23 protein-coding genes are annotated in these 22,240 nt (G+C 65.7%); 12 read left to right on the forward strand and 11 right to left on the reverse strand.

Features of this window, described 5'->3' with window-relative positions; all coding sequences use genetic code 11:
* Nucleotides 1–4: 4 nt before the first annotated feature.
* The 11 genes from IGS61_RS09915 to IGS61_RS09965 all read right to left on the reverse strand — a co-directional run bounded on the left by IGS61_RS09915 (nucleotide 5) and on the right by IGS61_RS09965 (nucleotide 12,631).
* Complete coding sequence (locus IGS61_RS09915; protein ID WP_230539431.1) at nucleotides 5–721, reverse strand: type II secretion system protein; 717 nt, start codon at nucleotides 719–721, stop codon at nucleotides 5–7.
* On the reverse strand, nucleotides 718–1,452 hold the full coding sequence (locus IGS61_RS09920; protein ID WP_230539432.1) for a hypothetical protein: 735 nt from the start codon (nucleotides 1,450–1,452) through the stop codon (nucleotides 718–720). The genes IGS61_RS09915 and IGS61_RS09920 overlap by 4 nt, the downstream gene beginning before the upstream one ends.
* Nucleotides 1,449–1,862 carry a hypothetical protein gene (locus IGS61_RS09925; RefSeq protein WP_230539433.1) on the reverse strand — a complete coding sequence of 138 codons (414 nt, stop codon included), beginning with the start codon at nucleotides 1,860–1,862 and terminating at the stop codon, nucleotides 1,449–1,451. Before IGS61_RS09925 ends, IGS61_RS09920 begins: the two co-directional genes overlap by 4 nt.
* The gene (locus IGS61_RS09930) at nucleotides 1,859–2,536 is read right to left on the reverse strand and encodes a hypothetical protein (RefSeq protein ID WP_230539434.1); all 678 of its coding nucleotides are present in this window, start codon (nucleotides 2,534–2,536) and stop codon (nucleotides 1,859–1,861) included. The genes IGS61_RS09925 and IGS61_RS09930 overlap by 4 nt, the downstream gene beginning before the upstream one ends.
* On the reverse strand, nucleotides 2,533–4,092 hold the full coding sequence (locus tag IGS61_RS09935) for a hypothetical protein (protein WP_230539435.1): 1,560 nt from the start codon (nucleotides 4,090–4,092) through the stop codon (nucleotides 2,533–2,535). Before IGS61_RS09935 ends, IGS61_RS09930 begins: the two co-directional genes overlap by 4 nt.
* Nucleotides 4,093–4,099: 7 nt before the next feature.
* Nucleotides 4,100–5,305, reverse strand: coding sequence for a type II secretion system F family protein (locus IGS61_RS09940; RefSeq protein ID WP_230539436.1), 1,206 nt, complete (start codon nucleotides 5,303–5,305; stop codon nucleotides 4,100–4,102).
* Nucleotides 5,305–7,008, reverse strand: coding sequence for a GspE/PulE family protein (locus IGS61_RS09945; protein ID WP_230539437.1), 1,704 nt, complete (start codon nucleotides 7,006–7,008; stop codon nucleotides 5,305–5,307). The genes IGS61_RS09940 and IGS61_RS09945 overlap by 1 nt, the downstream gene beginning before the upstream one ends.
* Before the next feature lie 7 nt (nucleotides 7,009–7,015).
* Nucleotides 7,016–8,425, reverse strand: coding sequence for a tetratricopeptide repeat protein (locus tag IGS61_RS09950; protein ID WP_230539438.1), 1,410 nt, complete (start codon nucleotides 8,423–8,425; stop codon nucleotides 7,016–7,018).
* Nucleotides 8,422–10,377, reverse strand: a complete 1,956-nt coding sequence (locus IGS61_RS09955) for a type II secretion system protein GspD (RefSeq protein ID WP_230539439.1) — start codon at nucleotides 10,375–10,377, stop codon at nucleotides 8,422–8,424. The genes IGS61_RS09950 and IGS61_RS09955 overlap by 4 nt, the downstream gene beginning before the upstream one ends.
* 107 nt (nucleotides 10,378–10,484) lie before the next feature.
* Entirely contained in the window at nucleotides 10,485–11,906 is a 1,422-nt protein-coding gene (locus IGS61_RS09960) for an ExeA family protein (RefSeq protein WP_230539440.1), read from the reverse strand.
* Nucleotides 11,903–12,631, reverse strand: coding sequence for an ABC transporter ATP-binding protein (locus IGS61_RS09965; protein WP_230539441.1), 729 nt, complete (start codon nucleotides 12,629–12,631; stop codon nucleotides 11,903–11,905). The genes IGS61_RS09960 and IGS61_RS09965 overlap by 4 nt, the downstream gene beginning before the upstream one ends.
* Nucleotides 12,632–12,840: 209 nt before the next feature.
* On the opposite strand from IGS61_RS09965, the gene IGS61_RS09970 reads away from it, so the two are divergent.
* From IGS61_RS09970 to IGS61_RS10025, 12 genes are all read left to right on the forward strand, one after another.
* Nucleotides 12,841–14,544: a GspE/PulE family protein gene (locus IGS61_RS09970; RefSeq protein ID WP_230539442.1), complete on the forward strand. Its 1,704-nt coding sequence runs from the start codon at nucleotides 12,841–12,843 to the stop codon at nucleotides 14,542–14,544.
* A 1-nt stretch (nucleotide 14,545) separates the two neighbouring features.
* Nucleotides 14,546–15,781 carry a type II secretion system F family protein gene (locus tag IGS61_RS09975; RefSeq protein ID WP_230539443.1) on the forward strand — a complete coding sequence of 412 codons (1,236 nt, stop codon included), beginning with the start codon at nucleotides 14,546–14,548 and terminating at the stop codon, nucleotides 15,779–15,781.
* Nucleotides 15,781–16,287, forward strand: coding sequence for a type II secretion system protein (locus IGS61_RS09980; RefSeq protein ID WP_230539444.1), 507 nt, complete (start codon nucleotides 15,781–15,783; stop codon nucleotides 16,285–16,287). Before IGS61_RS09975 ends, IGS61_RS09980 begins: the two co-directional genes overlap by 1 nt.
* 59 nt (nucleotides 16,288–16,346) lie before the next feature.
* A complete protein-coding gene (locus tag IGS61_RS27945; RefSeq protein WP_329958049.1) occupies nucleotides 16,347–16,805 on the forward strand; it encodes a type II secretion system protein in 459 nt (152 codons plus the stop codon).
* A 49-nt stretch (nucleotides 16,806–16,854) separates the two neighbouring features.
* A complete protein-coding gene (locus tag IGS61_RS09990; RefSeq protein ID WP_230539445.1) occupies nucleotides 16,855–17,514 on the forward strand; it encodes a pilus assembly FimT family protein in 660 nt (219 codons plus the stop codon).
* Entirely contained in the window at nucleotides 17,504–18,061 is a 558-nt protein-coding gene (locus tag IGS61_RS09995) for a type IV pilus modification PilV family protein (RefSeq protein ID WP_230539446.1), read from the forward strand. The genes IGS61_RS09990 and IGS61_RS09995 overlap by 11 nt, the downstream gene beginning before the upstream one ends.
* A complete protein-coding gene (locus IGS61_RS10000; protein WP_230539447.1) occupies nucleotides 18,058–18,960 on the forward strand; it encodes a prepilin-type N-terminal cleavage/methylation domain-containing protein in 903 nt (300 codons plus the stop codon). The genes IGS61_RS09995 and IGS61_RS10000 overlap by 4 nt, the downstream gene beginning before the upstream one ends.
* Nucleotides 18,957–19,409, forward strand: a complete 453-nt coding sequence (locus IGS61_RS10005; RefSeq protein ID WP_230539448.1) for an agglutinin biogenesis protein MshP — start codon at nucleotides 18,957–18,959, stop codon at nucleotides 19,407–19,409. The genes IGS61_RS10000 and IGS61_RS10005 overlap by 4 nt, the downstream gene beginning before the upstream one ends.
* Nucleotides 19,410–19,540: 131 nt before the next feature.
* Complete coding sequence (locus IGS61_RS10010; protein ID WP_230539449.1) at nucleotides 19,541–20,500, forward strand: agglutinin biogenesis protein MshI; 960 nt, start codon at nucleotides 19,541–19,543, stop codon at nucleotides 20,498–20,500.
* Nucleotides 20,497–21,165, forward strand: a complete 669-nt coding sequence (locus IGS61_RS10015) for an MSHA biogenesis protein MshI (RefSeq protein WP_230539450.1) — start codon at nucleotides 20,497–20,499, stop codon at nucleotides 21,163–21,165. Before IGS61_RS10010 ends, IGS61_RS10015 begins: the two co-directional genes overlap by 4 nt.
* Nucleotides 21,165–21,848, forward strand: coding sequence for a type II secretion system protein GspM (gene gspM, locus IGS61_RS10020; protein WP_230539451.1), 684 nt, complete (start codon nucleotides 21,165–21,167; stop codon nucleotides 21,846–21,848). The genes IGS61_RS10015 and gspM overlap by 1 nt, the downstream gene beginning before the upstream one ends.
* Nucleotides 21,833–22,210, forward strand: coding sequence for an MSHA biogenesis protein MshK (locus tag IGS61_RS10025; RefSeq protein WP_230539452.1), 378 nt, complete (start codon nucleotides 21,833–21,835; stop codon nucleotides 22,208–22,210). The genes gspM and IGS61_RS10025 overlap by 16 nt, the downstream gene beginning before the upstream one ends.
* Nucleotides 22,211–22,240 lie beyond the last annotated feature (30 nt).

Here is a 22,240-nt window from a genome sequence, read left to right on the forward strand (position 1 = left end):
GCCATCAGCGGGGCAGCCTTTGCGCCGCCACCATGCGGTTGAACAGGATGTTCGGCGACAGCCAGGCGACGATGTCGTCGTACTCGCCGCCGGGCTGCTGCGGGCCGCTGGCGGCGCGGCTGATGAAGGTGGTGGCGTTCGATGCATTGTTGCGCTCGTCGACATTGTTGCTGAAAGGCACAGCCTGGCGCTGGCCCTGCACGCTGGTGGCGCCAAAGCCGTTCTTGCCGTGCGACATGATCATCGCGGGGATGTCCTGCAACGCCGTTGCCTGCAGCAGCGTGCCGCCATTGCGCGTGACGATGCTGATGTCGCGCGGCGTGGACAGGCTGAAAAGCTGGCCGCTGTCGCTGAAGGCCGGCGTCACGCTGTAGCGGAACAGATTGTTCCAGCTGTCGCCCTGGCGCAGCCCCAGGGTGGCCCAGGGCAGGAAACCGGCGCGCTTTTCGCCCGTGCAGCGCGTGCCGCGCCGGTCTTCCAGGCCATTGGCGGCGGAAATGGCGGGACACGGCAGGTAGCCGTAGCGCAAGGCGTAGCCCGTCAGCGCTTCCTTCGCTTCATTGAGCGCCTGTTGCGTCTCGGCCACCTTGCGCTGTTCCAGCTGCACCGTCAAGGGCGTGACCAGGCCGCCTATCATCAGGCCCACGATGACGAGCACGATGGCGATCTCGATCAGGGAAAAACCGCGCTGGCGGCGCGAAGGGTGCGGGCGGGGGCTCATGGCAGGTTGCGCGCGGCGCGCATGCGTTGATACAGGGTGGGCAAGGTAATCCAGGTGAGCATGTCGTCAAAGGCGCCACCGGGCGGCGCGGCAAGGTCGGTGGCGGGGCGGTTAATGAAGCGGCGGCTGGCGCTGTCGTTGGCCGCCTCGTCGATATTGCCGCGCGCCGTGTTGATCTGCGCCACGCCGCTGGCGGCCGTGCCGTAGTGATCCTTACCTTGCGAGAACAGCACGACGGGCAGGCATTGGGCGCTGACGTCGCACTGGTCCTGTCCCGCCACGTAGGCGAATGCGCCGCGGCCGTCGCGCGTGAGCACGACTCTGTTGGCGACAGCGGAAAACGAGACGATGGGCGCGCGCGCCATTTCCGGCGTGACGCTGTAGCGCAGCAGCTTGCCCCAGGCGTCGACGCCGTCCACGCCCAGCGCCACCCACGGCAAGAAGCCGCTGCATTCGGCGTCGCCGGCGCAGTCGGCGGCCCGCTCGCGCCCGTCGAGGGCGGAAGCGGCCGGACGGGGCAGGCGGCCATTGGCCGCCGCAAAACCCAGCAAGGCGTCGCGCGCCTGCGCCAGGGTGGCCAGGGTGCGCTGCTGGCGTTCGGCCTCGCCCGTGTTGCGCCCGAAGGCGCCGATCAGCAGGCTGGCCGCGCCCAGGCCCAGCACGGCGACCAGCAGCAACAGGGCCGCGCCGCGCTGGCGTCGATGTTGACAATGAGCTTGCCGTGGCGTCATGGCTGCGCCTCCTGCGCTTCGGCGACCGTGCCGCTGGCCGGGTCGTAGCGCTGGCCGGGTTGCAGCAGCACCACCTGGCCGTTCGACAGGCGCAAGGTCAGTGTGCCGGGTTTGCCACGCGCAAGGCGGTTGTGCGGCTCGTTCTGCGCTTCCTGGTTCAGCCAGACGGTGGAGCGGCCGCTGCTGCGCAGCACCAGGCCATTCAATTCCACGGGCGGGGCGGGAGGCGGCGGTGGCTGGGGCGCAGCCAGGGCGGGATCGGGCGGTGGCGGCCCGTAGCGCTGCGCGTCGAGCTGGGCGCGCTGTGCGGGCGACAGGAACAAGCGCCCCAGCTGCGGTGCCGGTGCTTGTGCCTGGGCCGTGAGCACAGTGCCGGCCAGGGACAGGCACAGGACGAGGGTGCGCATCATGGCCGCCCCAGCACGGGCACGCTGTTGACGGTCAGCCACAGCAGCTCGCATTCGGCGCCCAGGGCGGGCGCTTGCGCGCTGCCGGCCGCGCCCGTTGCATGGCGCTTGAGCGTGCATTCCTGCACGGCGAAATAGCCGGCCTGGCGCAAATCGTCCAGCAGGTTCAGCAAATCCATCTCGTGCAGCAAATCCATCTGCAGGCGCATGCGGCTGCCGCGCAGGTGATATTGTCCCATCACCATGGGCAACGGCACTGGCAGCGCTTGCTGCGGGCTGATGTCATAGCTGATCGGCAGCAATTTGCGCTGTTCCTGGCTGCGGCGGATGGCGTCGATCCAGGCCAGGCGGTTTTCTTCGCCGATCAGGCCGCGCTGGCGCAGGGCGAGAAATTGCGGTTCGTAGGCGCGGATTTCCTGTTTTTCCGCTTCCACGTGGTTGAACAAGGTGGCCGCCGCCGCGCGTGTGTGCCGGGCCAGTTCCAGCGTTTGCGCTGCGCGCGTGCGATAAGCGGCGCTCAGGCTGAGCAGCACCACGCTGGCCAGCAGGGTCAGGGCAAAGCACAGCAGGGCGCCGCGCACCAGGTGCAATTCTCCCAGCCAGGCGGGCAGGGTGCGCGCGGGCGTGGCAGTCCGCTGCATGCCGGGCAGGGGCGGCTGCTTGACGGGGCCGCTCATGGCTGCCACGCGAGCAAGAGGGTAAAGCGGGCCTGGCTGTCCGGCGCCGGCGCGGCGCTCTTGCCGGACAGGGCCGCGCTGGAACGCAAGTCGAGCGGCGTTTCCTCGATCGTCACCTGCATGCCCGGCTGGCGCGCCAGGGTTTGCGCGAAGGCCGTGATGGCGGCCAGGGCGGCGCGGTAATCGTTGTTCGGCATGGCCACGTCCGCTTCCAGGCGCAGCGCCTGCGGCGGCGCTGTCGGAATGCCGGCCAGGGCGCTGCCGGGCGGCGCCGCATTTTGCTGCTGCGCTGGCTGGCCGCCGGCCGCGCGCGCGGGCGCCTGGCCCGCGCGCCAGTGCAGCTGGCCCAGCGCAACCTGCGGCGCCTGGTCCAGCGCGGCGCTCAGCATGCCCAGCAACCGGCCCGGTTCCGGCGCCTGGGTGGCGATCATCTGGCCCAGGGTCACGGCCACTTTCATGTTCTGCGTCTTGGCCGGCGCTGGCGGCTGTGTCGACATGACGCTGCGGTAGCGTTCCTGGTAGGACGCCGTTTCCTGCGCCAGGCGCTGCGTGCTGGCGCCATCGGTAATGCCTCCGAGCAAGTTGATCGCGCACCACAGGGCTGCCGACGTGCCGATCAGCGCGCTGGCGCCGTACAGCGTCTTGCGCGCGCGCTGGAAGTGGTAGTAGCGGGCCAGCGCGCCGGGCGGATAGTGGCTGGGCGGCGGATGCTTGCCCAGCAAAGTCAGCAGCAATTCGTCGGCCAGCGCCGGCGTCTGCTTCAAGCCCACGCGTGCGCCGGCCAGCTGCAGGTCGATGAAGTGGTAAGCCACTTCCAGTCCGTTGTCGCACAGCAATTCGAGCTTGGCGATCTGCGCGGCCGGCGCCAGGATGACGGTATTCAAGACATCGCCGCGCGCCAGCATGCGCGTGCTGGTGAGAAATTGCCGCGTCTTTTCCGTTTCCAGGGCGATATTCACGGCTACGCCGTCGAGCGCGATGGTCGCCGTCTGGCGCGAAAAGCGCAACTGGCCCTTTTCGTAGTAGCTTTGCCTCAAGCCGCCCGATTGCTGCGTCACCAGCAGCAGGTGTTCGTGCGCGATCGACAGCTTTCTGACCAGCGCGATACTGAGCAGGCTGGTCGAATAGATGCCGGCCACGGGCACGCGCAAGTGTTCGAGCGCCTCCGTCCATGGCTGCAGCAAGGTGGGGTTGGTCAGGGCGAAAAACAGCACCTGGTCGTCATGCCGGCCTTCGCTTTCGCGGCCCAGCAGGGTGCTGCCCCGGTAGGGCGTGTCGCGGTGCAATTGCTGCTTGCGCCGTTCCAGCAGTGCGCGGCCCGCCTTGCCGCGCACGTGGGGCAGCAGCTGGCGCTGGAAATCTTCTTCGATGAGGTCGGTCAACAGGTAGGCGGGCACGCCCGACCGCTGCGCCTGCGGGTCTTCCAGCCACGCGGCGAAATCGTCCAGCCCGGCCGCGCTGGCGGGGAAGACGTGGCCCTGGCCCAGCACGCCGTGGTCCCAGTCGTAGGCGCACAGGGCGTCGCTGGTGATGTAGAGTAATTGTTTGCGGAACACGGCGGCCTCAGGTCTTGAGTGTGCTGATGGTGTCGTAGATCGGCCCCAGCACCGACAGCATGATCCAGCCCAGCAGCAAGCCCAGGATGACCGTCATGGCCGGCTCGATCATGGCTTGCACTTTTTCAATCAATTCCTTCACTTCGCGGTTGTAAAAGTAACTGACATTGCGCAAGGCCGTGTCCAGCGAGCCCGTCGCTTCGCCCACCTTCAGCATGCGGATGACCAGCGGCGGGAAGATGCCCGTGTACTGGAAAGCGGCCGTCACGCCATGGCCTTCGCTGATCAGCTGCGCGGCGCGGCGCAGGCCGGCCGCCACCACCTGGTTGCCGGCGATGCCTTCGGACAGGCGGATGCATTCGAGGATCGTGATGCCGGAAGCATACATCAGGGCAAAAAACGTGGCGAAGCGGGCCAGGATGATCTTGTGCAGCACGGGGCCGACCAGCCACAGGCGCAGCTTCAGGCCATCCCAGGCATAGCGGGCCGCGCCGCTCCTGCGGATCAGCGCGCGCAAGCCGAAAAACAGCAGCACGGGCAAGGCCAGCAGCCCATACCAGTAATCGATGAAGACATTCGACACGGCAATCAACACGCGCGTGTGCAGCGGCAACTCGCCGCCCATGTTGCGGATGAAGGCCGTCAGCTGGGGTACTAAATAGATCATCAGGAAAAACGACACGCCCGCCACGACGATGGCGACGATGATGGGGTACATGACGATCTTGCGCGTCTGCGAGGCCAGCTCGTCCTGCCATTTTAAACTTTCGGACAGGTTCTTGAACACCTCGGCGATCCTGCCGCTTTGTTCCCCCGCAAGGATCAGGCTGGTAAACGTGGCATCGAAGATGTCGCCATGCTGGGCCAGCGCGCCCGACAGGGGCAGGCCGCCCTCGATGCTTTCAATCAGGTCCGTGACGACTTCGCGCAGACGCGGGTGGTCCGTGCTTTCGCGCAAGTCGTTCAAGCCTTCCAGGATGGGCACGCCTGCGCCCGTCAATTGTTCCATGTGGAAACAAAAGTTGATCAGGTCGCGGCGGTGGATGACCCGCTTGCCCAGCAGCACCAGATACTGGCCCGTGATCTTGCAATCGATCAAGTCGAGCTGCATGCGGTGCAAGCGCGCTTCCAGGTCCGGCACGTTGGCCGCTTCCATGCTGCCGGGAATCAGGGCGCCGGCGGCATCCATGGCGCGGTAGACATATTGCGGCATCAGGCCAGCCTTTCCGTCAGGTCGACCACGCGGCCCACTTCTTCCAGCGTGGTCACGCCTTCCAGCACGCGGCGCATGCCGTCGTCGACGATGGCCTTGAAGCCGGCCGCGCGCGCGGCGGCCTTGAGTTCGCGCACACCGGCGCGGCGGGCCGTCAATTCATCGAGTTCGGCCGTCATCTTGAGGATTTCCATGATGGCCAGCCGGCCCCTGTAACCCTGGTGCGCGCAGCGCTCGCAGCCGACGGCGCGGCAAATGGACACGGGCGCGGCGTCTGCCGCCAGGCCCAGCAGGCGGCGCTCGACGTCGTCGGCGATCACGGTTTCCTTGCAATGCGGACACAAACGGCGCACCAGGCGCTGCGCCACGATGCCGATGATGTTGCCGGCCATGATGTCGGGCAAGATGCCGATGTCGAGCAGGCGCGCCACGGAGCCGATGGCCGAGCTCGTATGCAGGGTGGAATACACCTGGTGGCCCGTCATGGCGGCGGCAAACGCCATTTCCGCCGTTTCGCGGTCGCGGATCTCGCCCACTAAAATAATGTCCGGGTCTTGCCGCATCATCGAGCGGATGCCGTCGGCAAAGCCCAGCTTGACGGATTCGTTGACCGAGGTCTGGCGTATCATGTTCATCGGATACTCGACCGGGTCCTCCAGGGTCATGATGTTGACGCTTTCCGTATTGATATGGTTGAGTATCGAATACAGGGTGGTGGTCTTGCCGCTGCCCGTCGGGCCCGTCACGAGGATCACGCCATCGGGCCGCGCGATCATGAGTTTCAACAAGTTCAATTCCGCCTCGGCCAGGCCCAGCGCATCGAGCGGGACGATGCCTTTTTGCCGGTCCAGCACGCGCAGCACGACGTTTTCGCCATGCGTGGTGGGTTGCGCCGAGGCGCGGAAGTCGATTTGCCGCCCGGAAAACTTGATGCTGATGCGCCCATCCTGCGGCGCGCGCGCCTCGGCGATATTCATGTTCGACATCACCTTCAGGCGCACGGCCATGGCCGGCCAGTACGATTTGTGCAGGCTGCGGATTTGCCGCAGGATGCCGTCGATGCGGTAGCGGATGCGCAGGAACGACTGTTCCGGCTCAAAATGGATGTCCGAGGCGCCGTTCTGCACGGCGTCGGCCAGCAGCGCGTCGATCAGGCGCACCATGGGCTGGCTGTACTCGTCCGACGGCGAGGCCATGCTCTGATAGCTGACTTCGCCCGTTTCGATCTCGTGCAGGATGCCGTCGATCGACAATTCGAAGCCATAGTACTGGTCGATGGCGCGTGAAATGTCCGATTCGTTGACGAGCACGGTGGAAATCGTGATGCCCTTGACCAGCATGGCGCTGATTTGATCGAGCGCAACGATGTTGCTGGTGTCGGCCATGGCCAGGATCAGATTGTCCGCCTGCCGCTCGTAGACGATGGGAAACACGCGGTAGCGCTTGGCCACGTCCTTCGGGATCAGTTTTAAGGCAATGGCATCGACCACCAGGCTGGACAGATCCGCGCTGACCTGTTTCAGGTTTTCGCTGAGCGCCTCGCGCACGGTCGCTTCCGTGACGAAACCCAGGGTGATCAGCAGCTTGCCCAGCGGTTCGCTGCTGCGCCGCTGCTCGATCAGGGCGATGCGCAACTGGTCTTCGCTGATCACGCCTTTCTGGATCAATAGCTTGCCCAGCGGAAGTTTTGCCTGTTCTGCCATGTAGCGCTTATTCCTGACGGGGTGGAATGGTGGCCGGCTCGGCCGCGGCCGGCGCTGCTGGCGCGGGGGCCGCCAGTTCGCGCAAACGCGCTTGCGCCACGGCCTGGTCGAAGGCGGCCGGCGTGGCTTGCGCCAAGGTCAAGGCGCGCTGGTAATACGTGGCGGCCAGACGGGGCTGGTTCAGCCGGTCCAGGCCCACGGCTAGGTTGAAGGCATAGTCGGGATTGCCGGGCGCGGCGCCATAGGCGCGGAAAAATTGCTGCTGTGCTTCGTTCCAGCGGCGCTGCTTGGCATACACATTGCCCAGTGCAAACAGCACGGGGCCGCTGTCGGGGTTGCGCGCCAGGATGGCCTTCAGTTTTGCCTCGCTCTGCACCACGTCGCCCTGGCGCAGACCGATCAGGCCGGCCAACGCCTCGCCATCATCGGGATTGATTTCCAGCAAACGCACGTACAGGGCCGCCGCCTGCGCGCCCTGGTTCTCGCGCAGGGCCACGGCCGCCAGGCCCAGCAGCGCGTCGCGGTTGTTCGCATCCTGCCGCAGCACGGTTTCATATTGCTGACGAGCAAGGCCCAGCTGGCCCCCGTTGTAAGCCTGGTAGGCTTGCTGCACGCCGGGGTTGATTTGCGGCGCGGCAATGCTGCGCTGCACCTGGATCTGGCTATTCTCGGGCGCGGCCACGGGCGGCAGGCTGGGCGGCGCGGGCGGCGCCATGTGCGCCAGCTGCGCCGCTACGGCGGCCTGGGCCGCCGCTTGTATCATGGCTTGCTGGTCCGGTGCCGCCGCCGGCTGGCGCGCGTCGCGCGGATAGTCGGGCGGCAAGGTCGCGGGCGAGGGCAGGGCGTCCTGTGGCGCGGCCCCCGTTGCCGGCAGCACCACGACGGGACCGGCAACGCCGGCCGTGCCCGGGGCATCCGTCAGCGGCATGGGCACGCCGGGCAGGCTGGCGCCCGCGCCGGGACTGGTGCTGGCGCGCCAGTACCAGTACGCCATGGAAGCGGCCACCAGCAGCAGGATCGCCAGCAGCACGGCCAGGCGCACGGTGGCCGGATCGATGCTGATGGGGCCAGCAGGACCTTTCGGCGGCGGATTGCTGCGGCTGGCGCGGGGCCGGGCGGGTGGCGGTTCCGGTGGCGCGCGCGGCGGCTCGGGAGGCGGGCCGGATGGTGGGCCTGGCTGCGCTGCGCTGGGCGCCGGTTGCGGCGCGGGCGCGTCCGCCAGCGGCTCCAGGCGCAAGCTGCCTGGCGGCTGCACGGGCGCCGCTGCGGCGGGCGCGGGACGGGGCGGCAGGGCGTCGGCCGGCGCCAGTTCCAGCACCTGGTCGTAGGCTTCGGACGGCTTTTCCAGTTCCTCGTCGGAAAGGCTGTTCTGCTTGGCGCGCTCGGCCTTCTTGAGCGCCTGCATCAGCAAGCTCATGGGAAGTCTCCCTGCAGGCGCGCCTGCGGCGGAACGGCCGGCGCAGGCGCGCCATCCGTGTACGGCTGGGTGTTGAGCGGCGCCTGGCCGGGCAGCAGGTAGCGGTAGTCGCGGTAATCGCCGTCGACGCTGGCGTCCTTGACCACCACGGGGCGCATGAAGATCACCAGCTCCGTCTTGCTGCTCGCCTCATTGCGATAGGTAAACAAATTGCCTACCACGGGCAGGCTGGACAGTCCCGGCACGCCATCCCTGGCATTGTCGATGGAATCCTGCATCAGGCCGCCCATCACGGCGATCTGGCCATTGCCCACTTTCATGATCGATTCCAGCTCGCGCGCCTGGATCACGGGTACGCGGCTTTGCACGTTCGCCGTGGCCAGGGCCGGATTCGGGTCTTGCACGTAGCCGACGATGCGCGTGATGGTGGGGCGCACGTTCAGGGTCACTTCATCGCTGTCGGAAATCTGCGGCGTGACGCTCATGACAAAGCCGACGGGCACCGTTTCCAGTTTCGATTCATACGTGGCCGGCGTGGTGATGGTGCCCGTCGAGCTGATCACGGCGGGCGTGACCTTGATGGTAAAGAAGACATTGTTGTCGACCACTTTCAACATGGCCGTCTGATTGTTGAGTACGCTGATCTTCGGGCTGGACAGCACTTTCACCTTGCCGAACGATTCAAGCAGCTGGATGGTGGTGGAAAAACTGTCTTTCAGATAATTGAGCAGGAAGATGCCGGGCGTGGCGTTCGGCGCGACGCCGCTGGACAGGCCTGCCGTGCCCACTTGCCCCTGCCGCAGCTGCAGGCTGCCCGTCAGGCGCGACCAGTTGATGCCTTGCTGATATTCATTGCTCAGGCGCACTTCGATGATGGTCGCCTCGATCAGCACTTGCCGCTTGGCGCTATGCAACACCGCGTCGAGGAAGGCGGCGATCTTTTCATGCTGGCGCCCCGTGGCCCGCACGGCGATCAGCCCGCCCTCGACGTTGACGACGACGGACGAGGGGCTGCCCTTGTTGGCCAGTTTCAGCAGCGGCATGCCGTTCGCGTCCAGCGGCTGGGCCGGATTCGCGCTCTGGGCGGGCGCTGGCTGGCCTGGCGCAAACTGGCCGCCATTCGGATTGCCATATTGCATCGGCGCCTGGGCGCCGTACTGGCCCGTTGCGCCGGCGGCCGGGACATTGCCGGCCTGGTTCTGCGGCTGCCCTGGCTGCCCCTGCTGGCCTGGCAGGCTCGTCAATTGCTGGTTCAGCTGCGCCAGCGGGTCCACCTGCACGTCGTTGAGCGTGGTCTCGCGCAGCAGGTCGCGGATATTCTTTTCCAGGCTGTACCAGAAGTTATTTTCCGAACGATTCACGACCAGCGTGGTCGAATTGTTGTTGCCATTGCCGCCGCTGCCTTGCGTGTTGCCGACGGGGTTGCTGGCGTTCGACCCGCCGCCCGCCGTGGAAATTTGCGTGGCGATATTGACGCTGCTGTTGGTGCTGCGCGCCATGTTGACGTAATCGACCTTGTAATTGCGCCACACGGGCGCGTCGGGCAGCACCGTCAGGTTCTTGCCATCGATTTCGTAGCGCATGTCGACTTGCTTGCCGATACGCGCCAGCAGTTGCGGCAGGGTCTGGTTCAGCGCATTCAGGGTGACGCTGCCTTCGATTTGCGGGTGGATGTCGATATTCATGCCCGCATCGCGCGCCAGCGCAAACAGCAGCGATTGCACGGGTACCTTGTGCACGGTGACGCTGTAGGTTTCCTGCTTGGGCGCGGGCAGGGGCGCGGCCAGCGCGCTGCTTTGCTGCACCGGTTCGGGAATGACGCCGGCAGGCGGCGGCGCGGTATTCAGGTGGGCCGGCGACAGCGGCGTTTGATGCGTGGCGCAGCCGGCCAGCATGGTGCTGCAGGCGAGGGCGACCCAAGAGGCCAGCACAGGAATAGGGTGTTGAGTCATGAAAAGTTCGCCCTTGGAGTCGTGTTGTGCTTTTGTAATTTTACCCAGCATGATCGCTTAAAAGCAATCGGCTGTGCAGGCTTGGGAGGCAATATGCCGAAATAAAGTCAGGGGGCGCCACGCCCCGGTTTTGCCGGTGCCATGGCTTTTATTTCTGTGCGGATACTGTCTATGTCGCTCAGCAATATTTTCTGCGGCGACGCCGGGGCCAGCCTGGCCCACACGGCTTCGGCGCTGGCCTGGTCGGCAAAGCTGCCATAGACGACGAGCAGGCGCGCGGCGGAGGCCGTGGGCGGCGTATTGGGGGATGCGGGCGCGGTTGCGGGGGCGGCGCCGGGCAGGCGAAACACGTGGAGGTCGTGCAGGCCGGTGGCTTGCTGCGCCTGCCGCAGGAAGGTTTCCGCCGCAACTGTCTCGGTGGCGGGCAGGCTGGCGATGTGCAGCACCAGTTGCCGCGGCCCTTGCCGCGCCAGCCAGTCGCGCGATTCGGCCAGCTTGCTGTCGAGTAGCGTGGATGGCGCTGGCGCGCGGGCATCGGCGTGCGCGGTAGCGCGCGACGGGGGGCTGGACGGCGGCGCCAGCCATTGCCACAGCAGTGCGGCGGCCAGCAGCAGCATCAGCGCGCTCAAGGCGCCGGCCAGCAGCTTGCCCGCATGCCAGGGCGGGCGGTGGAAGGGGCTGTCGGCAATGGCCAGGCGCACGTGGCGCGCGCCGATTGCCTGCGCATCGTCGGCAAACGCGGCCAGCAAGGCCTTGTCGGCGAGGATATTGATCCTGCGCACGATACCCTGCGCGGCGCGCGCCAGCCGGCGCAGCGCGGCCGGCGTAAACATCAGCGGCGCCGTGCGGCCGGCGGCGGCCAGGCGGCACGCCAGATAGTCGTTCAGCAAGGCTTGCGGCAGGCGCGGCACGGTAAAACTGTGGGTGATGCGCTCCTTCAATTGGCGGAACTGGGGCAAGTCCAGCGTGTGCTGCAATTCCGGCTGGCCGAACAGGACGATTTGCAGCAGCTTGTGGCTGGCCGTTTCCAGGTTCGTCAGCAGGCGCAGCGCTTCCAGCGTGGCGCCCGGCATGGCTTGGGCCTCTTCGGCCAGCAGCACCACCTGGCGCCCGGCCGCATGCCTGGCGATCAGCTCGCCGTGCAGGGCGCGCAGCACGGCGTCGGCGCGGCAGCCGTCCAGTTCCAGGCCCAGTTCGGCGGCGATGGCGTGCAGGACGTCGTCCGGCTCCAGGCGGGGATTGAGCAGGTACACCACATCGACCCGGGGCGGCAGGCGCTCGGCCAGCATGCGGCACAGCATGGTCTTGCCGCTGCCCACTTCGCCCGTCAGCTTGATGATGCCTTCGCCCTGCGTGACGGCGTACAGCAGCGCATCGAGCAGTTCGCCCCGCGTATTGCCCGTATAAAAGAAGGCCGGGTCCGGCGTGATGCCGAACGGGGCCGTGCGCAAGCCGAAATGGCGCAGATACATGCCGTGCGGCGAGGGCGTGTAAGGCCGCCCGGGCGGCGCCTGATCGCGGTTGTTCATGCCGCGATGCAATTGAGGAAAGCCTGTTCCAGGCTGGCGTCTTGCGCACCGCCATGGCGGGCGCGGCATTCGGCTGGCGTGCCCGCAAACACGATGCGGCCCCCATGCAGGATGGCCATGCGGTCGCACAGCTCTTCCACGTCGGCCAGCGCATGCGAGGTGAGCAGCGCGCCGCGTCCCTGCGCGCGCGCTTGCCGCAGCACTTGCTTGAACTGCGCGCGCGCCTTCGGGTCGAGTCCGCTCATCGGTTCGTCCAGCAGCAGTTGCGGCTTGCCCGACAGCAAGCAGGCGGCCAGCCCCAGTTTCTGCATCATGCCCTTCGAATACGCGCGCGCCGGGCGCAGCAGGGCGTCCGGGGGCAGGTCCAGCGCATCCAGTGTTTGCTGCACGGCTTGCGCATCGGGCCGCACATCGTGCAGGCGCGCCAGGTAGCGCAGGAAGTCGCCGCCCGTCAGGTAGTAGGGCGCCTGGAAGCGTTCCGGCAGAAACGACAGGGGCTGGCGCGCCGCGCCTTGCCGGTGCGGCTGGCCGAAGATGGCGATGTCGCCGCGCTCGGGCGTGCAAAAGTCCAGCAGGCATTTCAGCAGGGAAGTCTTGCCCGCGCCATTCACGCCGACCAGGCCAAACAGTTCTCCCGCGCGCACCTGCAGGTCGACGCCGCGCAGCACGGCGCTGCCCGCCAGCTGCAGATGCACGTTGTGGAACTCGATGGCGCAGGCGTTCATAGGGGCAAGGGTTGGCAGGCAAGACGGGGTACGGCCGCCATTATTGCCATGGGCGCCGGCGGGCGGCAAGTCTTTCCTTGCAGAGTGTGGAAATGCGCGAAAATCAAGCTGCGGAATGTATTTTCTTTAAGAAACAACAGGTTCTGGAATAAAATACCCCTCGCGCGCCGCTGGCGTGCATCGTCTGATGAATCTGTCGAGGAGCAAGCATGGCAAGGCCAGAGAAAGTCCGGCTCGGTGAAATTTTGGTGCAGCAGAAATTGCTGACGGAAGAACAGTTGGGCCAGGCCTTGACGGAACAGAAGCGCTCGGGGCGCAAGCTGGGCCGCGTTTTTGTCGAGCACGGCTTTGTCACGGAAGAGCAGATTTCGGGCGCGCTGGCGCGCCAGCTCGACATTCCCTACATCAATCTGAAGTTTTTCAACATCAATCCCGAACTGGTGCGGCTGCTGCCGGAAACCCAGGCGCGGCGCTTCCGCGCGCTGGTGCTGGAAGACCGCCGCGAGGGCTTGCTGGTCGGCATGTCCGATCCGACGGACCTGTTCGCGTACGATGAAATTGCGCGCCTGGTCAAGCGCCACATCGAGCTGGCCGTCGTCAATGAAACGGAAGTGCTGGCCGCCATCGACCGCATCTACCGCCGCACGGAAGATATTTCCACCCTGACGCGCGAGCTGGAGCAGGACCTGGGCGACGTGTCCGTCGACTTTGGCGCGCTGGCCGCCAATCCGGGCCTGGAAGAGGCGCCCATCGTCAAGCTGCTGCAATCGGTGTTCGAGGATGCCACGCAGGTGCGCGCCTCGGACATCCACATCGAACCGCAGGAAGGCCGGCTGCAGATCCGTTTCCGCATCGACGGCGTGCTGCACCTGCAGACGGAAGCGGACAGCAAGATCGCCAGCTCGCTGGCGCTGCGTTTAAAGCTGATGTCGGACCTCGATATTTCCGAAAAGCGCCTGCCGCAGGATGGCCGTTTCGCCATCCGCGTGAAAAACCAGCGCATCGACGTGCGTATTTCCACCATGCCGACGCAGTACGGCGAATCGGTGGTGATGCGCTTGCTGAACCAGGGCGGCACGACCTTGCGCCTGGACGCCATCGGCATGCCGCCCAAGCTGGTGCAGCAGTTCCGCGCCATCGTCAGCCGCCCGAACGGCCTGGTGCTGGTGACGGGGCCGACCGGCAGCGGCAAGACGACGACTTTGTACTGCGCCTTGTCCGAACTCAATTCGGTGGAAAAAAAGCTGATTACGGTGGAAGATCCGGTCGAATACCGCTTGCCCGGCATTAACCAGGTGCAAGTCAACGACAAGATCGAGCTGAACTTTGCCAGGGTGCTGCGCTCGGCCTTGCGGCAAGATCCCGATATCGTGCTCGTCGGCGAGATGCGCGACCAGGAAACGGCGCAGATCGGCTTGCGCGCCGCCATGACGGGCCATCTGGTGCTGTCGACCCTGCATACCAACGACGCCATCAGCACGCCGCTGCGCCTGATGGACATGGGCGTGCCCCGCTACATGGTGGGCAGCTCGCTGCAAGCCGTGCTGGCGCAGCGCCTGGTGCGCGTGATCTGCGAAAGCTGCAGCACGCCCTACCAGCCCACGCCGAACGAATACGAATGGCTGCGCCTGGAACTGGGCGAGCTGGTCGAGCGCAACCAGTATTTCCACGGCAAGGGCTGTTCGCATTGCAATGGCATGGGTTACCGGGGCCGCACGGGCGTGTACGAATTGCTGGAAATCACGCGTGCCGTGGCCGACGCCGCCAACCATGCCGATCCATCGCACTTCATGAAGGTGGCGACGGCGCAGATGGCGGGCGACACCCTGCGCCGCCACGCCGTGCAGCTGGTGGTCCAGGGCCGCACGACGGTGATGGAAGCGATGCGCATCAGCAACCAGAGCGAGGATTGAGGTGCCGTTTTTCTACTACAAGGCGCGCAGCGCCAGTGGCGAACTGCTGACCGGCGTGATGGAAGGCGCCGACAGCGGCGCCGTGGCCGACCAGTTGATGGCGGGCGGCAGCACGCCCGTCGACATCAGCGTGACCAAACAGACGGTGACGAAGGCCGGCGCCAACCAGCTGGGCTGGTGGGACAAGCTGACCGAGAAAAAGGTCACGCCCATGGACGTGCAGCTGTTCAGCCGCCAGCTGTACACCCTGCTGAAAGCGGGCGTGCCCATCATGCGCGGCCTGGCCGGCTTGCAGGAGTCCGCCATCAGCCCCGCGTTCGGGCGCATCATCAAGGATGTGCGCGAATCGCTCGATGCGGGGCGCGAACTGTCGGCCGCCATGGCGCGCCATCCCGCCATCTTCACGCCGTTCTACCTGTCGATGGTGCGCGTGGGCGAAATGACGGGGCGCCTCGACGAAGTGTTCTTGCGCCTGTTCAACCACCTGGAATTCGACCGCGACATGCGCGCGCGCGTGAAAACGGCGACGCGCTACCCCACCTTCGTCGTCTTTGCCATGCTCGCCGCCATGATCGTGGTGAATATCTTCGTCATTCCCCAGTTCGAGAAGGTGTTCGCCAGTTTCCATGCGGAACTGCCCTTGATGACGCGCATCCTGATCGGCACCTCGCGCTTTACGGTGGCGTACTGGCCCATCTTGCTGCTGCTGGGCGTGGGCGGCTTTTTCGGCTGGCGCGCCTGGCTGCGCACGAAAGAGGGTCTATATAAGTGGGACCGCGCCAAGCTGCGCCTGCCGATCGCCGGCAAGATCATCCTGAAGGGCACGATGGCCCGCTTCGCGCGCAGCTTTGCCCTGTCGAGCACCAGCGGCGTGCCCATCGTGCAGGCGCTGACGGTGGTGTCGCAAACGGTGGACAACACGTATCTGAGCGCGCGCGTGGAGCAGATGCGCGATGGCGTGGAGCGGGGCGAAAGCATCTTGCGCACCTCGGTGGCGGCCGGCGTCTTCACGCCCGTGGTGCTGCAGATGATCGCCGTGGGCGAGGAATCCGGTTCGCTCGACGACCTGATGGACGAGATCGCGGACATGTACGAGCGCGAAGTCGATTACGAGCTGAAGACCCTGTCGGCGCAGATCGAGCCGATTTTGATCGTTTTCCTGGGCGCCATGGTGCTGGTGCTGGCGCTGGGCATCTTCCTGCCGATCTGGGACCTGGGCCGGGCGGCCCTGCACTGATGGCAAAGCCGCTTCGCCAGCGCGGTTTCACCCTGTTCGAGCTGGCCGTGGTGGCGAGCGTGTTTGCCGTCCTGATGGCGGTATTTCTGAACCGGGTCGGCTATTACCAGCAACAGGCGCAGCAGGTGGCCGTGGCGCAGATGCTGGGCGTCTTGCGCACCAGCTTGCGGGTGCAGGTGCTGCACCTGTACCTGGCGGACCGGCGCGACCAGTTGCCGGCGCTGGCAGGGCAAAACCCGTTCGACTGGCTGACCGACAAGCCGGCCAACTACCTGGGCGAGTTCGTGCAGCCGGACCTGGAAAAATTGCCGACGGGGAATTGGTTGTACGATAAAAAAGAGCAAAAAATCATCTATTTGTTTAGTAATGGCAATATTTTTCCCAGTAAAGGGGGTGATGCAGTGAAATTTAAGGTAACCTTGCCAAGTGCAGACGCCGATCTTGACAAGCTCGCCCAGGAACCCGATATTGTGGTGTGGAAATCGCCGGACTCGGCAGTAAAGTGAGTGCCGTGGAGCAGCAGTTTTGGTTTTGATGTTTTTATTTGATTTTGGAGAAAGCAAGAATGAACAAGTCTTTACGTAGTATGAAAAGCGGCGCCCAGGCAGGTTTCACCCTGATCGAACTGATCGTCGTCATCGTGATCCTCGGCATCCTGGCCGCGACGGCGATTCCTAAATTTATCGACATGTCGACCGATGCGCGCATCGCCAAGATGAACGCGGCGGTAGGCGCCATGAAGGCTGGTGCGGCGCTGTACCATGCGCAGTGGCTGGTCAAGGGCTCCGTCGATACGCCGAAAGTGCAGATGGAAGGCAAGGATATCGACGGTGCATTTGGCTACCCGACAACTGCCGGTATCATTGAGGCGGCAGGCTTGACCGATCCTGATTACAAGTTTTCTGGTGGTGTAGTGACACCCGATGCAACGCGCACGAAGTGCACCGTCACCTATGTCGCCCCGACCGCTGCCGGTGGCGCGCCGGTCATCACGCCTGCTTTAAGCCCAGATGATTGCAAGTAAATTGCATTGATCGGCAAGGAAGGCCAGGTCAAGTCATTCCCGGCCTTCCTTGCGCACCACCAGCCCAACCCCAGGCGCCAGCCCGTTGGGCTTTTTTACGGGCCATCCATTGCCGCAGCCACCGACAGACTTTCCGCATCCGTATCGCCAGGCAGGGCCGCCAGGGTCGCTGCGGCGTACGCCTGCGCGCGGCTTCACCTTGATCGAACTGGTGGCCGTGCTGGTGCTGGCGGGCTTGCTGGCGACCTTTGCCGTCAGCCGGTTTTTCCAGCGCGACACGTTTGACGCGCGCAGTTTTGCCGACCAGGTGACGAATATCGTGCGCTACGGGCAAAAGCTGGCGGTGGCGCAAAACCGTGCCGTCTTTGTGAGCATCGATGCGAACAGCGTGGCGCTGTGCTTCGATGCCGTCTGCAGCGATGAGCAGAAGGTGCTGCCGCCCACGGGCAGGAACAGCGGCAGCAAGGACACCTTGAAGTATTGCTCGGTGACCAACTGGCTGTGCGAAGGCCGTCCGTCCGGCGTCACCCTGTCCACCAATCCCGTCAATACGGCGGGCTTTTATTTCGACGCGCTGGGCCAGCCGTATGCGAAGGGCGATGTGTTTCCTGCCGTATCGACCTTCCCGGCACAGCTGCAAATCAGTATCCGGGGCGACGGCCTGACGCGCAACGTCACGGTCGAAGGGGAGACGGGCTATGTCCATTAGCCAGCGGCGCCGGCGTGAGCGCGGCGTGACCCTGATCGAACTGGTGCTGTTCATCGTCATCGTCGGCCTGGCCTCGGCCGCCATCCTGGGCGTGATGAGCCTGACGACGCAACACAGCGCCGACCCGCAACTGCGCAAGCAGGCACTGGCGATTGCCGAAGGCATGCTGGAAGAGATCCAGCTGGCGCGGTTTACCTATTGCGACCCGCAAGACCCGGCCGCGCAAACGGCCACCAGTCCGGCCGGCTGCGCCATTCCGGAAGGGCCGGGGGAGGAGCCTAACGGCGCGGGGCGGCCTTTCGACAACGTCAACGACTACGTGAGCGCGTACGGCACGGCCACGCAGTACAAGACGGATGCCCAGGGCACCGTATGGGCTGCCGGTTCTCCCCAGGAATATATTGCCTCGGTGGTCATCACCCAGGCGGCACTGAACGGCTTGCCCGCCACGGAAAGCCTGCGTATCCAGGTGACGGTGCCGTATGCCGACCAGAAGATCGTGCTCGACGGCTATCGCGTGCGCTATGCGCCGAACAGCATTCCATGAAAACTATCCTCAACATCAGGCGCCGCCCGCGCGGCTTTACCCTCGTCGAGATGGTCATCGTGATCGTCATCACGGGCATCATCGGCGCCATGGTCGCCGTCTTCATCCGCGTTCCCGTGCAGGGGTATGTCGATACCGCCGCGCGCGCCGCGCTGGCCGACACGGCCGATACGGCGGCGCGCCGCCTGACGCGCGACGTGCGCCTGGCCCTGCCCAACAGCGTGCGCGTGTCGAACGACGGCCTGTTCCTGGAATTGCTGCTGACCAAGACGGGCGGGCGCTACCTGAGCGACAGCGATGCGGCCGCGCCGGGCAATGTGCTGAGCTTCGAGACCCCTCCCGACCCCAGCCTTCCATTGAACTTTACCGTCGTCGGCGCCATGCCCGCCAACGCGCTGGGCGCGCGCCAGGCGATCAGCGTGGGCGACCAGATCGTCGTCTACAACCTGGGCACGGATTACGCGCCGAACAATGCGTATGCGTGCAGCGCGGCGACCGGCTGCAACCGCGCGCCTGTGACGGCCGTGTCCGGCACTGTCGTCACCTTGGGCAGCTATCCTTTCACGACGGCGCCGGCGCCGCTGCCATCGCCATCGAACCGCTTCCAGGTGGTGTCGACGCCCGTCACCTATGCGTGCAATCTGACGACCGGCACCCTGACCCGCTACGCCGGCTATGCCATCGTGGCCAGCCAGCCGGTGGCGGAGGACGCCGCGCCGCTGGCCGCGGCAAAAGGCGCCCAGCTGGCGCGCCAGGTGGCGGCGTGCCGTTTCAGCTATGGCGTGCTGGCCAACGTGCAGCGGGGCCTGGTGAATATCGACCTGAGCCTGGGTGTGGCGAACAGCAATACGGGCCTGCTGCGCCTGGTGCAGCAGGTACAGGCGAGGAATACGCCATGACGCGCTTGCCACGCCGCCGCACGGGCCGCATGCGCGGTTTCAGCCTCGTCACGGCCATTTTCCTGCTGGTGGTGCTGGCCGCGCTGGCGGCCGTGATGGTGAATATTTCCACCTTCCAGCAGACGGAATCGGCGATGGACGTGCAGGGCGTGCGCGCCGAGCAGGCCGCCCGCGCCGGTCTCGAGTGGGGGCTGCAGCGGCAGATCAGCGCCGGCTTGAGTGCCGGCGCGGCGTGCATCGGCCCGGCCACGTTCAGCTTGCCGGCAGGCACGACGCTGTCGTCGTTCAGCGTCAGCGTGCAATGCAGCACGGCCACGAGGCCCGGCACCTTGACCAGCTGGACCATCACGGCCACGGCCTGCAACCAGCCGGGAGCGGCCGGCTGTCCGAATCCGGGCAACAACCCCGACTATGTCCAGCGCCGCCTGCAAGCCGTGCTGTCGCAGTAAGGTCAACGGGGTGAAAAAAAGATCGCTAATTTATTGTTTTTACACAATAAAGTTGGCTTCATGAATTAAAATTGGCTGGATGCATTAACTGCGCGACAAGATCGGGCAGGCACTTACACTGGACAGGTCGCATGGGTTTATTCGCAAGAGCAAAGAAATATGATGGCTGGCTGGCCACGGCGTTTGGCCGCGAAGGCGTCAGCGCTGTCGTTGTCGAACGTCCCGCCGACGGCATGCCGCGCGTGCGCGGCGCCAGCTACCAGGCGGCCGCGCGGCCGGCGCCGGCCGAGGTGCTGGAAAAACTGGGCAAGGAGCTGCACGCGGCAGCGCGCCACTGCACCACCGTGCTGGCCGGCGGCGATTACCAGCTGCTGTCGCTGGAAGCGCCGGCCGTGCCGCGCGAAGAATTGAAGACGGCCGTGGGCTGGCGCCTGAAGGATATGCTGGACTTTCCCCTGGCCGAAGCCACCATCGACGTGTTCGACATCCCCGGCGACCCGAACGGCACGCAGCGGGGCAGCAGCGTGTTTGCCGTCGCCGCGCGCAACAGCGCCGTGTCGCGCCGTCAGGCGCTGTATGCCGAATGCAAGATCGGCCTGTCCGTGATCGACATCCCCGAAATGGCGCAGCGCAATATCGCCACCTTGCTGGAAACGCCGGGACGCGGCATCGCCGTGCTGTTCTTCGATGGCGACGGCGGCTTGCTCACCATGAGCTTCAATGGCGAGCTGTACCAGGCACGCCGCATCGACGTGACCCTGGCGCAGTTGCAGTCGCCCGACGCCAGCCAGTACTATGACCGCGTCACCCTGGAACTGCAGCGCTCGTTCGACCATTTCGACCGCCAGTTCCATTTCATTTCGCTGGCGCGCCTGATGCTGATGACGGGCGCGGCCGATGGCTTGCACGCGTATCTGGCCGACAACCTTTACATGCCGGTGGAGCAGCTGGACCTGGCCACGGTGCTGGACTTTTCCCAGGCCGCCGAGCTGCGCGCGCCCGCCATGCAGGCGCGCTACTTCCTGGCCATCGGCGCCGCCTTGCGCGAAGTCGGCCTGCCTGCGGGCAAGCACGAAGGGAAGGGCGCATGAGCCAGCAAATCAACCTGTTCAATCCCCAGTTTGAACTGAAACAACACCATATGTCGGCGCGCACGGCCGGCCTGGGCCTGGGCGCGCTGGCGCTGCTCTTGCTGGCCGTGGGCGTGCTGGCCCAGCGGGCCACGGCGGACCTGGAACAGCGCGAAGCGGGCGTCAAGGCGGCGCTGGCGCAAGTCGAGGCGAAGCGCGACCAGGTATTGCGCGATTTTCCTCCACGCAAGAAAGATCCGGCGCTGGCGCAGGAACTGGAGGCCGTCGAGGCGCAGCGCCAGTTGCTGCAGGACGCTTCGGCCGTGCTGGACAGCGGCAAGCTGGGCAATACCCTTGGCTATGCCGGCTATTTCCGCGCGCTGGCGCAGGCCAGGGTCGAGGGCGTATGGCTGACGGGCGTGGACATCGCCGGCGCCGGCAATGATTTCGGTTTGCAGGGCCGCGCCTTGCACGCCTCGCTGCTGCCTGCGTACATCACGCGCCTGGGCCAGCAGGAAGTACTGAAAGGCAAGACCTTCGCCAGCCTCGACATCGGCCAGCCGGCGCAGCCGGCCGTGGCCGAGGGCAAGGCGGCCAGCCTGCCGTATATCGCGTTCAGCCTGCAGTCGGCCGACCGCGCCGCCGGCGCCACGCCGCCCAAAGCTGTTGCGGGAGGAACGCGCTGATGCTGCCCTTGCTGAAGAAATGGGCCACCGCCTTCGATGCCCTCAGCCTGCGCGAGCGGCTGATGGTGTTCGGCGCCGGCGCGGCCGCCATCGTGTTCGTGTTTTATTTCATGAGCTTCAATCCCCTGCTGGCGAAACGCGCCGCGCTGGAGGCGAGCATTGCGCAAAAGCAAAGCCTGCTGAGCGCGACGAACAAGGAAATCGAGCTGAGCATGCTCGCCCATGCCACCGATCCCGACCGGGAAGCGCGCACGCGCCTGGTGGCCTTGCAGGCGGAAACGGCGTCCCTGGCGCGGGCGCTGCGCGAGAAACAGCACGGCCTGGTGGCGCCCGAGCGCATGGTCACCTTGCTCGAACACCTGCTGCGCCGGCACGCCGGGCTGCGCGTGGTGTCGCTGAAAACCTTGCCTGCCAGCGCCGTGGGCGCGCACCAGGCCGATAGCGCGAACGGCGACGCCTCCGCCAAGGCGGCGGCCCCGGCACCGTTGCTGCACCAGCACGGCGTGGAAGTGGTGCTGCAAGGCAGTTATGCGGACATGGTGCAATACATGCAGGCGCTGCAAGCGATGCCGACGCGCGTCTTCTGGGGCGCCGCCCACCTCGATGCGGCCAGCTACCCGGGCGCCACCCTGACCCTGACCTTACATACCCTCAGCATGGACGATACATGGATCGCACTTTGACCTTTGCTCCCGCACTGCTGGCGCCTGTCTTGATGCTGAGCCTGGCATGGCCGGGCGCGCAGGCACAGGCGCTCGATGATCCGACGCGTCCGCCGGCAGCCCTGTGGGCGCCCGCCAGTGCCGCACCCGTTGTCGCGGCCCGGCCGCAGCTGCAATCGGTGCTCATTTCCACCCAGCCGGGCGGACGCCGCCTGGCCGTCATCGATGGCCAGACGGTCAGGGTCGGCAGCAAGGTGGGTGACGCCGTGGTGACGGAGATACACGACACGGCCGTTCTGTTGCGGCGTGGAAAATCCCTGGAAACCTTCAAGCTGTACCCGAGCAGCAAGACCGACAATAAGACCGACCGCAAGCAGGAGTAGAAGAAGTGGCCAAGCAACTCAATCAACACA

The sequence above is a fragment of the Janthinobacterium sp. FW305-129 genome, from assembly GCF_020858115.1.
GTDB lineage: Bacteria > Pseudomonadota > Gammaproteobacteria > Burkholderiales > Burkholderiaceae_D > Janthinobacterium.

Coding starts and splice junctions, on each gene's coding strand:
- IGS61_RS09915 (WP_230539431.1), bottom strand. CDS start 721: ATGAGCCCCCGCCCGCACCCTTCGCGCCGCCAGCGCGGTTTTTCCCTG.
- IGS61_RS09920 (WP_230539432.1), bottom strand. CDS start 1,452: ATGACGCCACGGCAAGCTCATTGTCAACATCGACGCCAGCGCGGCGCG.
- IGS61_RS09925 (WP_230539433.1), bottom strand. CDS start 1,862: ATGATGCGCACCCTCGTCCTGTGCCTGTCCCTGGCCGGCACTGTGCTC.
- IGS61_RS09930 (WP_230539434.1), bottom strand. CDS start 2,536: ATGAGCGGCCCCGTCAAGCAGCCGCCCCTGCCCGGCATGCAGCGGACT.
- IGS61_RS09940 (WP_230539436.1), bottom strand. CDS start 5,305: ATGCCGCAATATGTCTACCGCGCCATGGATGCCGCCGGCGCCCTGATT.
- IGS61_RS09945 (WP_230539437.1), bottom strand. CDS start 7,008: ATGGCAGAACAGGCAAAACTTCCGCTGGGCAAGCTATTGATCCAGAAA.
- IGS61_RS09950 (WP_230539438.1), bottom strand. CDS start 8,425: ATGAGCTTGCTGATGCAGGCGCTCAAGAAGGCCGAGCGCGCCAAGCAG.
- IGS61_RS09955 (WP_230539439.1), bottom strand. CDS start 10,377: ATGACTCAACACCCTATTCCTGTGCTGGCCTCTTGGGTCGCCCTCGCC.
- IGS61_RS09960 (WP_230539440.1), bottom strand. CDS start 11,906: ATGAACAACCGCGATCAGGCGCCGCCCGGGCGGCCTTACACGCCCTCG.
- IGS61_RS09965 (WP_230539441.1), bottom strand. CDS start 12,631: ATGAACGCCTGCGCCATCGAGTTCCACAACGTGCATCTGCAGCTGGCG.
- IGS61_RS09970 (WP_230539442.1), top strand. CDS start 12,841: ATGGCAAGGCCAGAGAAAGTCCGGCTCGGTGAAATTTTGGTGCAGCAG.
- IGS61_RS09980 (WP_230539444.1), top strand. CDS start 15,781: ATGGCAAAGCCGCTTCGCCAGCGCGGTTTCACCCTGTTCGAGCTGGCC.
- IGS61_RS27945 (WP_329958049.1), top strand. CDS start 16,347: ATGAACAAGTCTTTACGTAGTATGAAAAGCGGCGCCCAGGCAGGTTTC.
- IGS61_RS09995 (WP_230539446.1), top strand. CDS start 17,504: ATGTCCATTAGCCAGCGGCGCCGGCGTGAGCGCGGCGTGACCCTGATC.
- IGS61_RS10000 (WP_230539447.1), top strand. CDS start 18,058: ATGAAAACTATCCTCAACATCAGGCGCCGCCCGCGCGGCTTTACCCTC.
- IGS61_RS10005 (WP_230539448.1), top strand. CDS start 18,957: ATGACGCGCTTGCCACGCCGCCGCACGGGCCGCATGCGCGGTTTCAGC.
- IGS61_RS10010 (WP_230539449.1), top strand. CDS start 19,541: ATGGGTTTATTCGCAAGAGCAAAGAAATATGATGGCTGGCTGGCCACG.
- IGS61_RS10015 (WP_230539450.1), top strand. CDS start 20,497: ATGAGCCAGCAAATCAACCTGTTCAATCCCCAGTTTGAACTGAAACAA.
- gspM (WP_230539451.1), top strand. CDS start 21,165: ATGCTGCCCTTGCTGAAGAAATGGGCCACCGCCTTCGATGCCCTCAGC.
- IGS61_RS10025 (WP_230539452.1), top strand. CDS start 21,833: ATGGATCGCACTTTGACCTTTGCTCCCGCACTGCTGGCGCCTGTCTTG.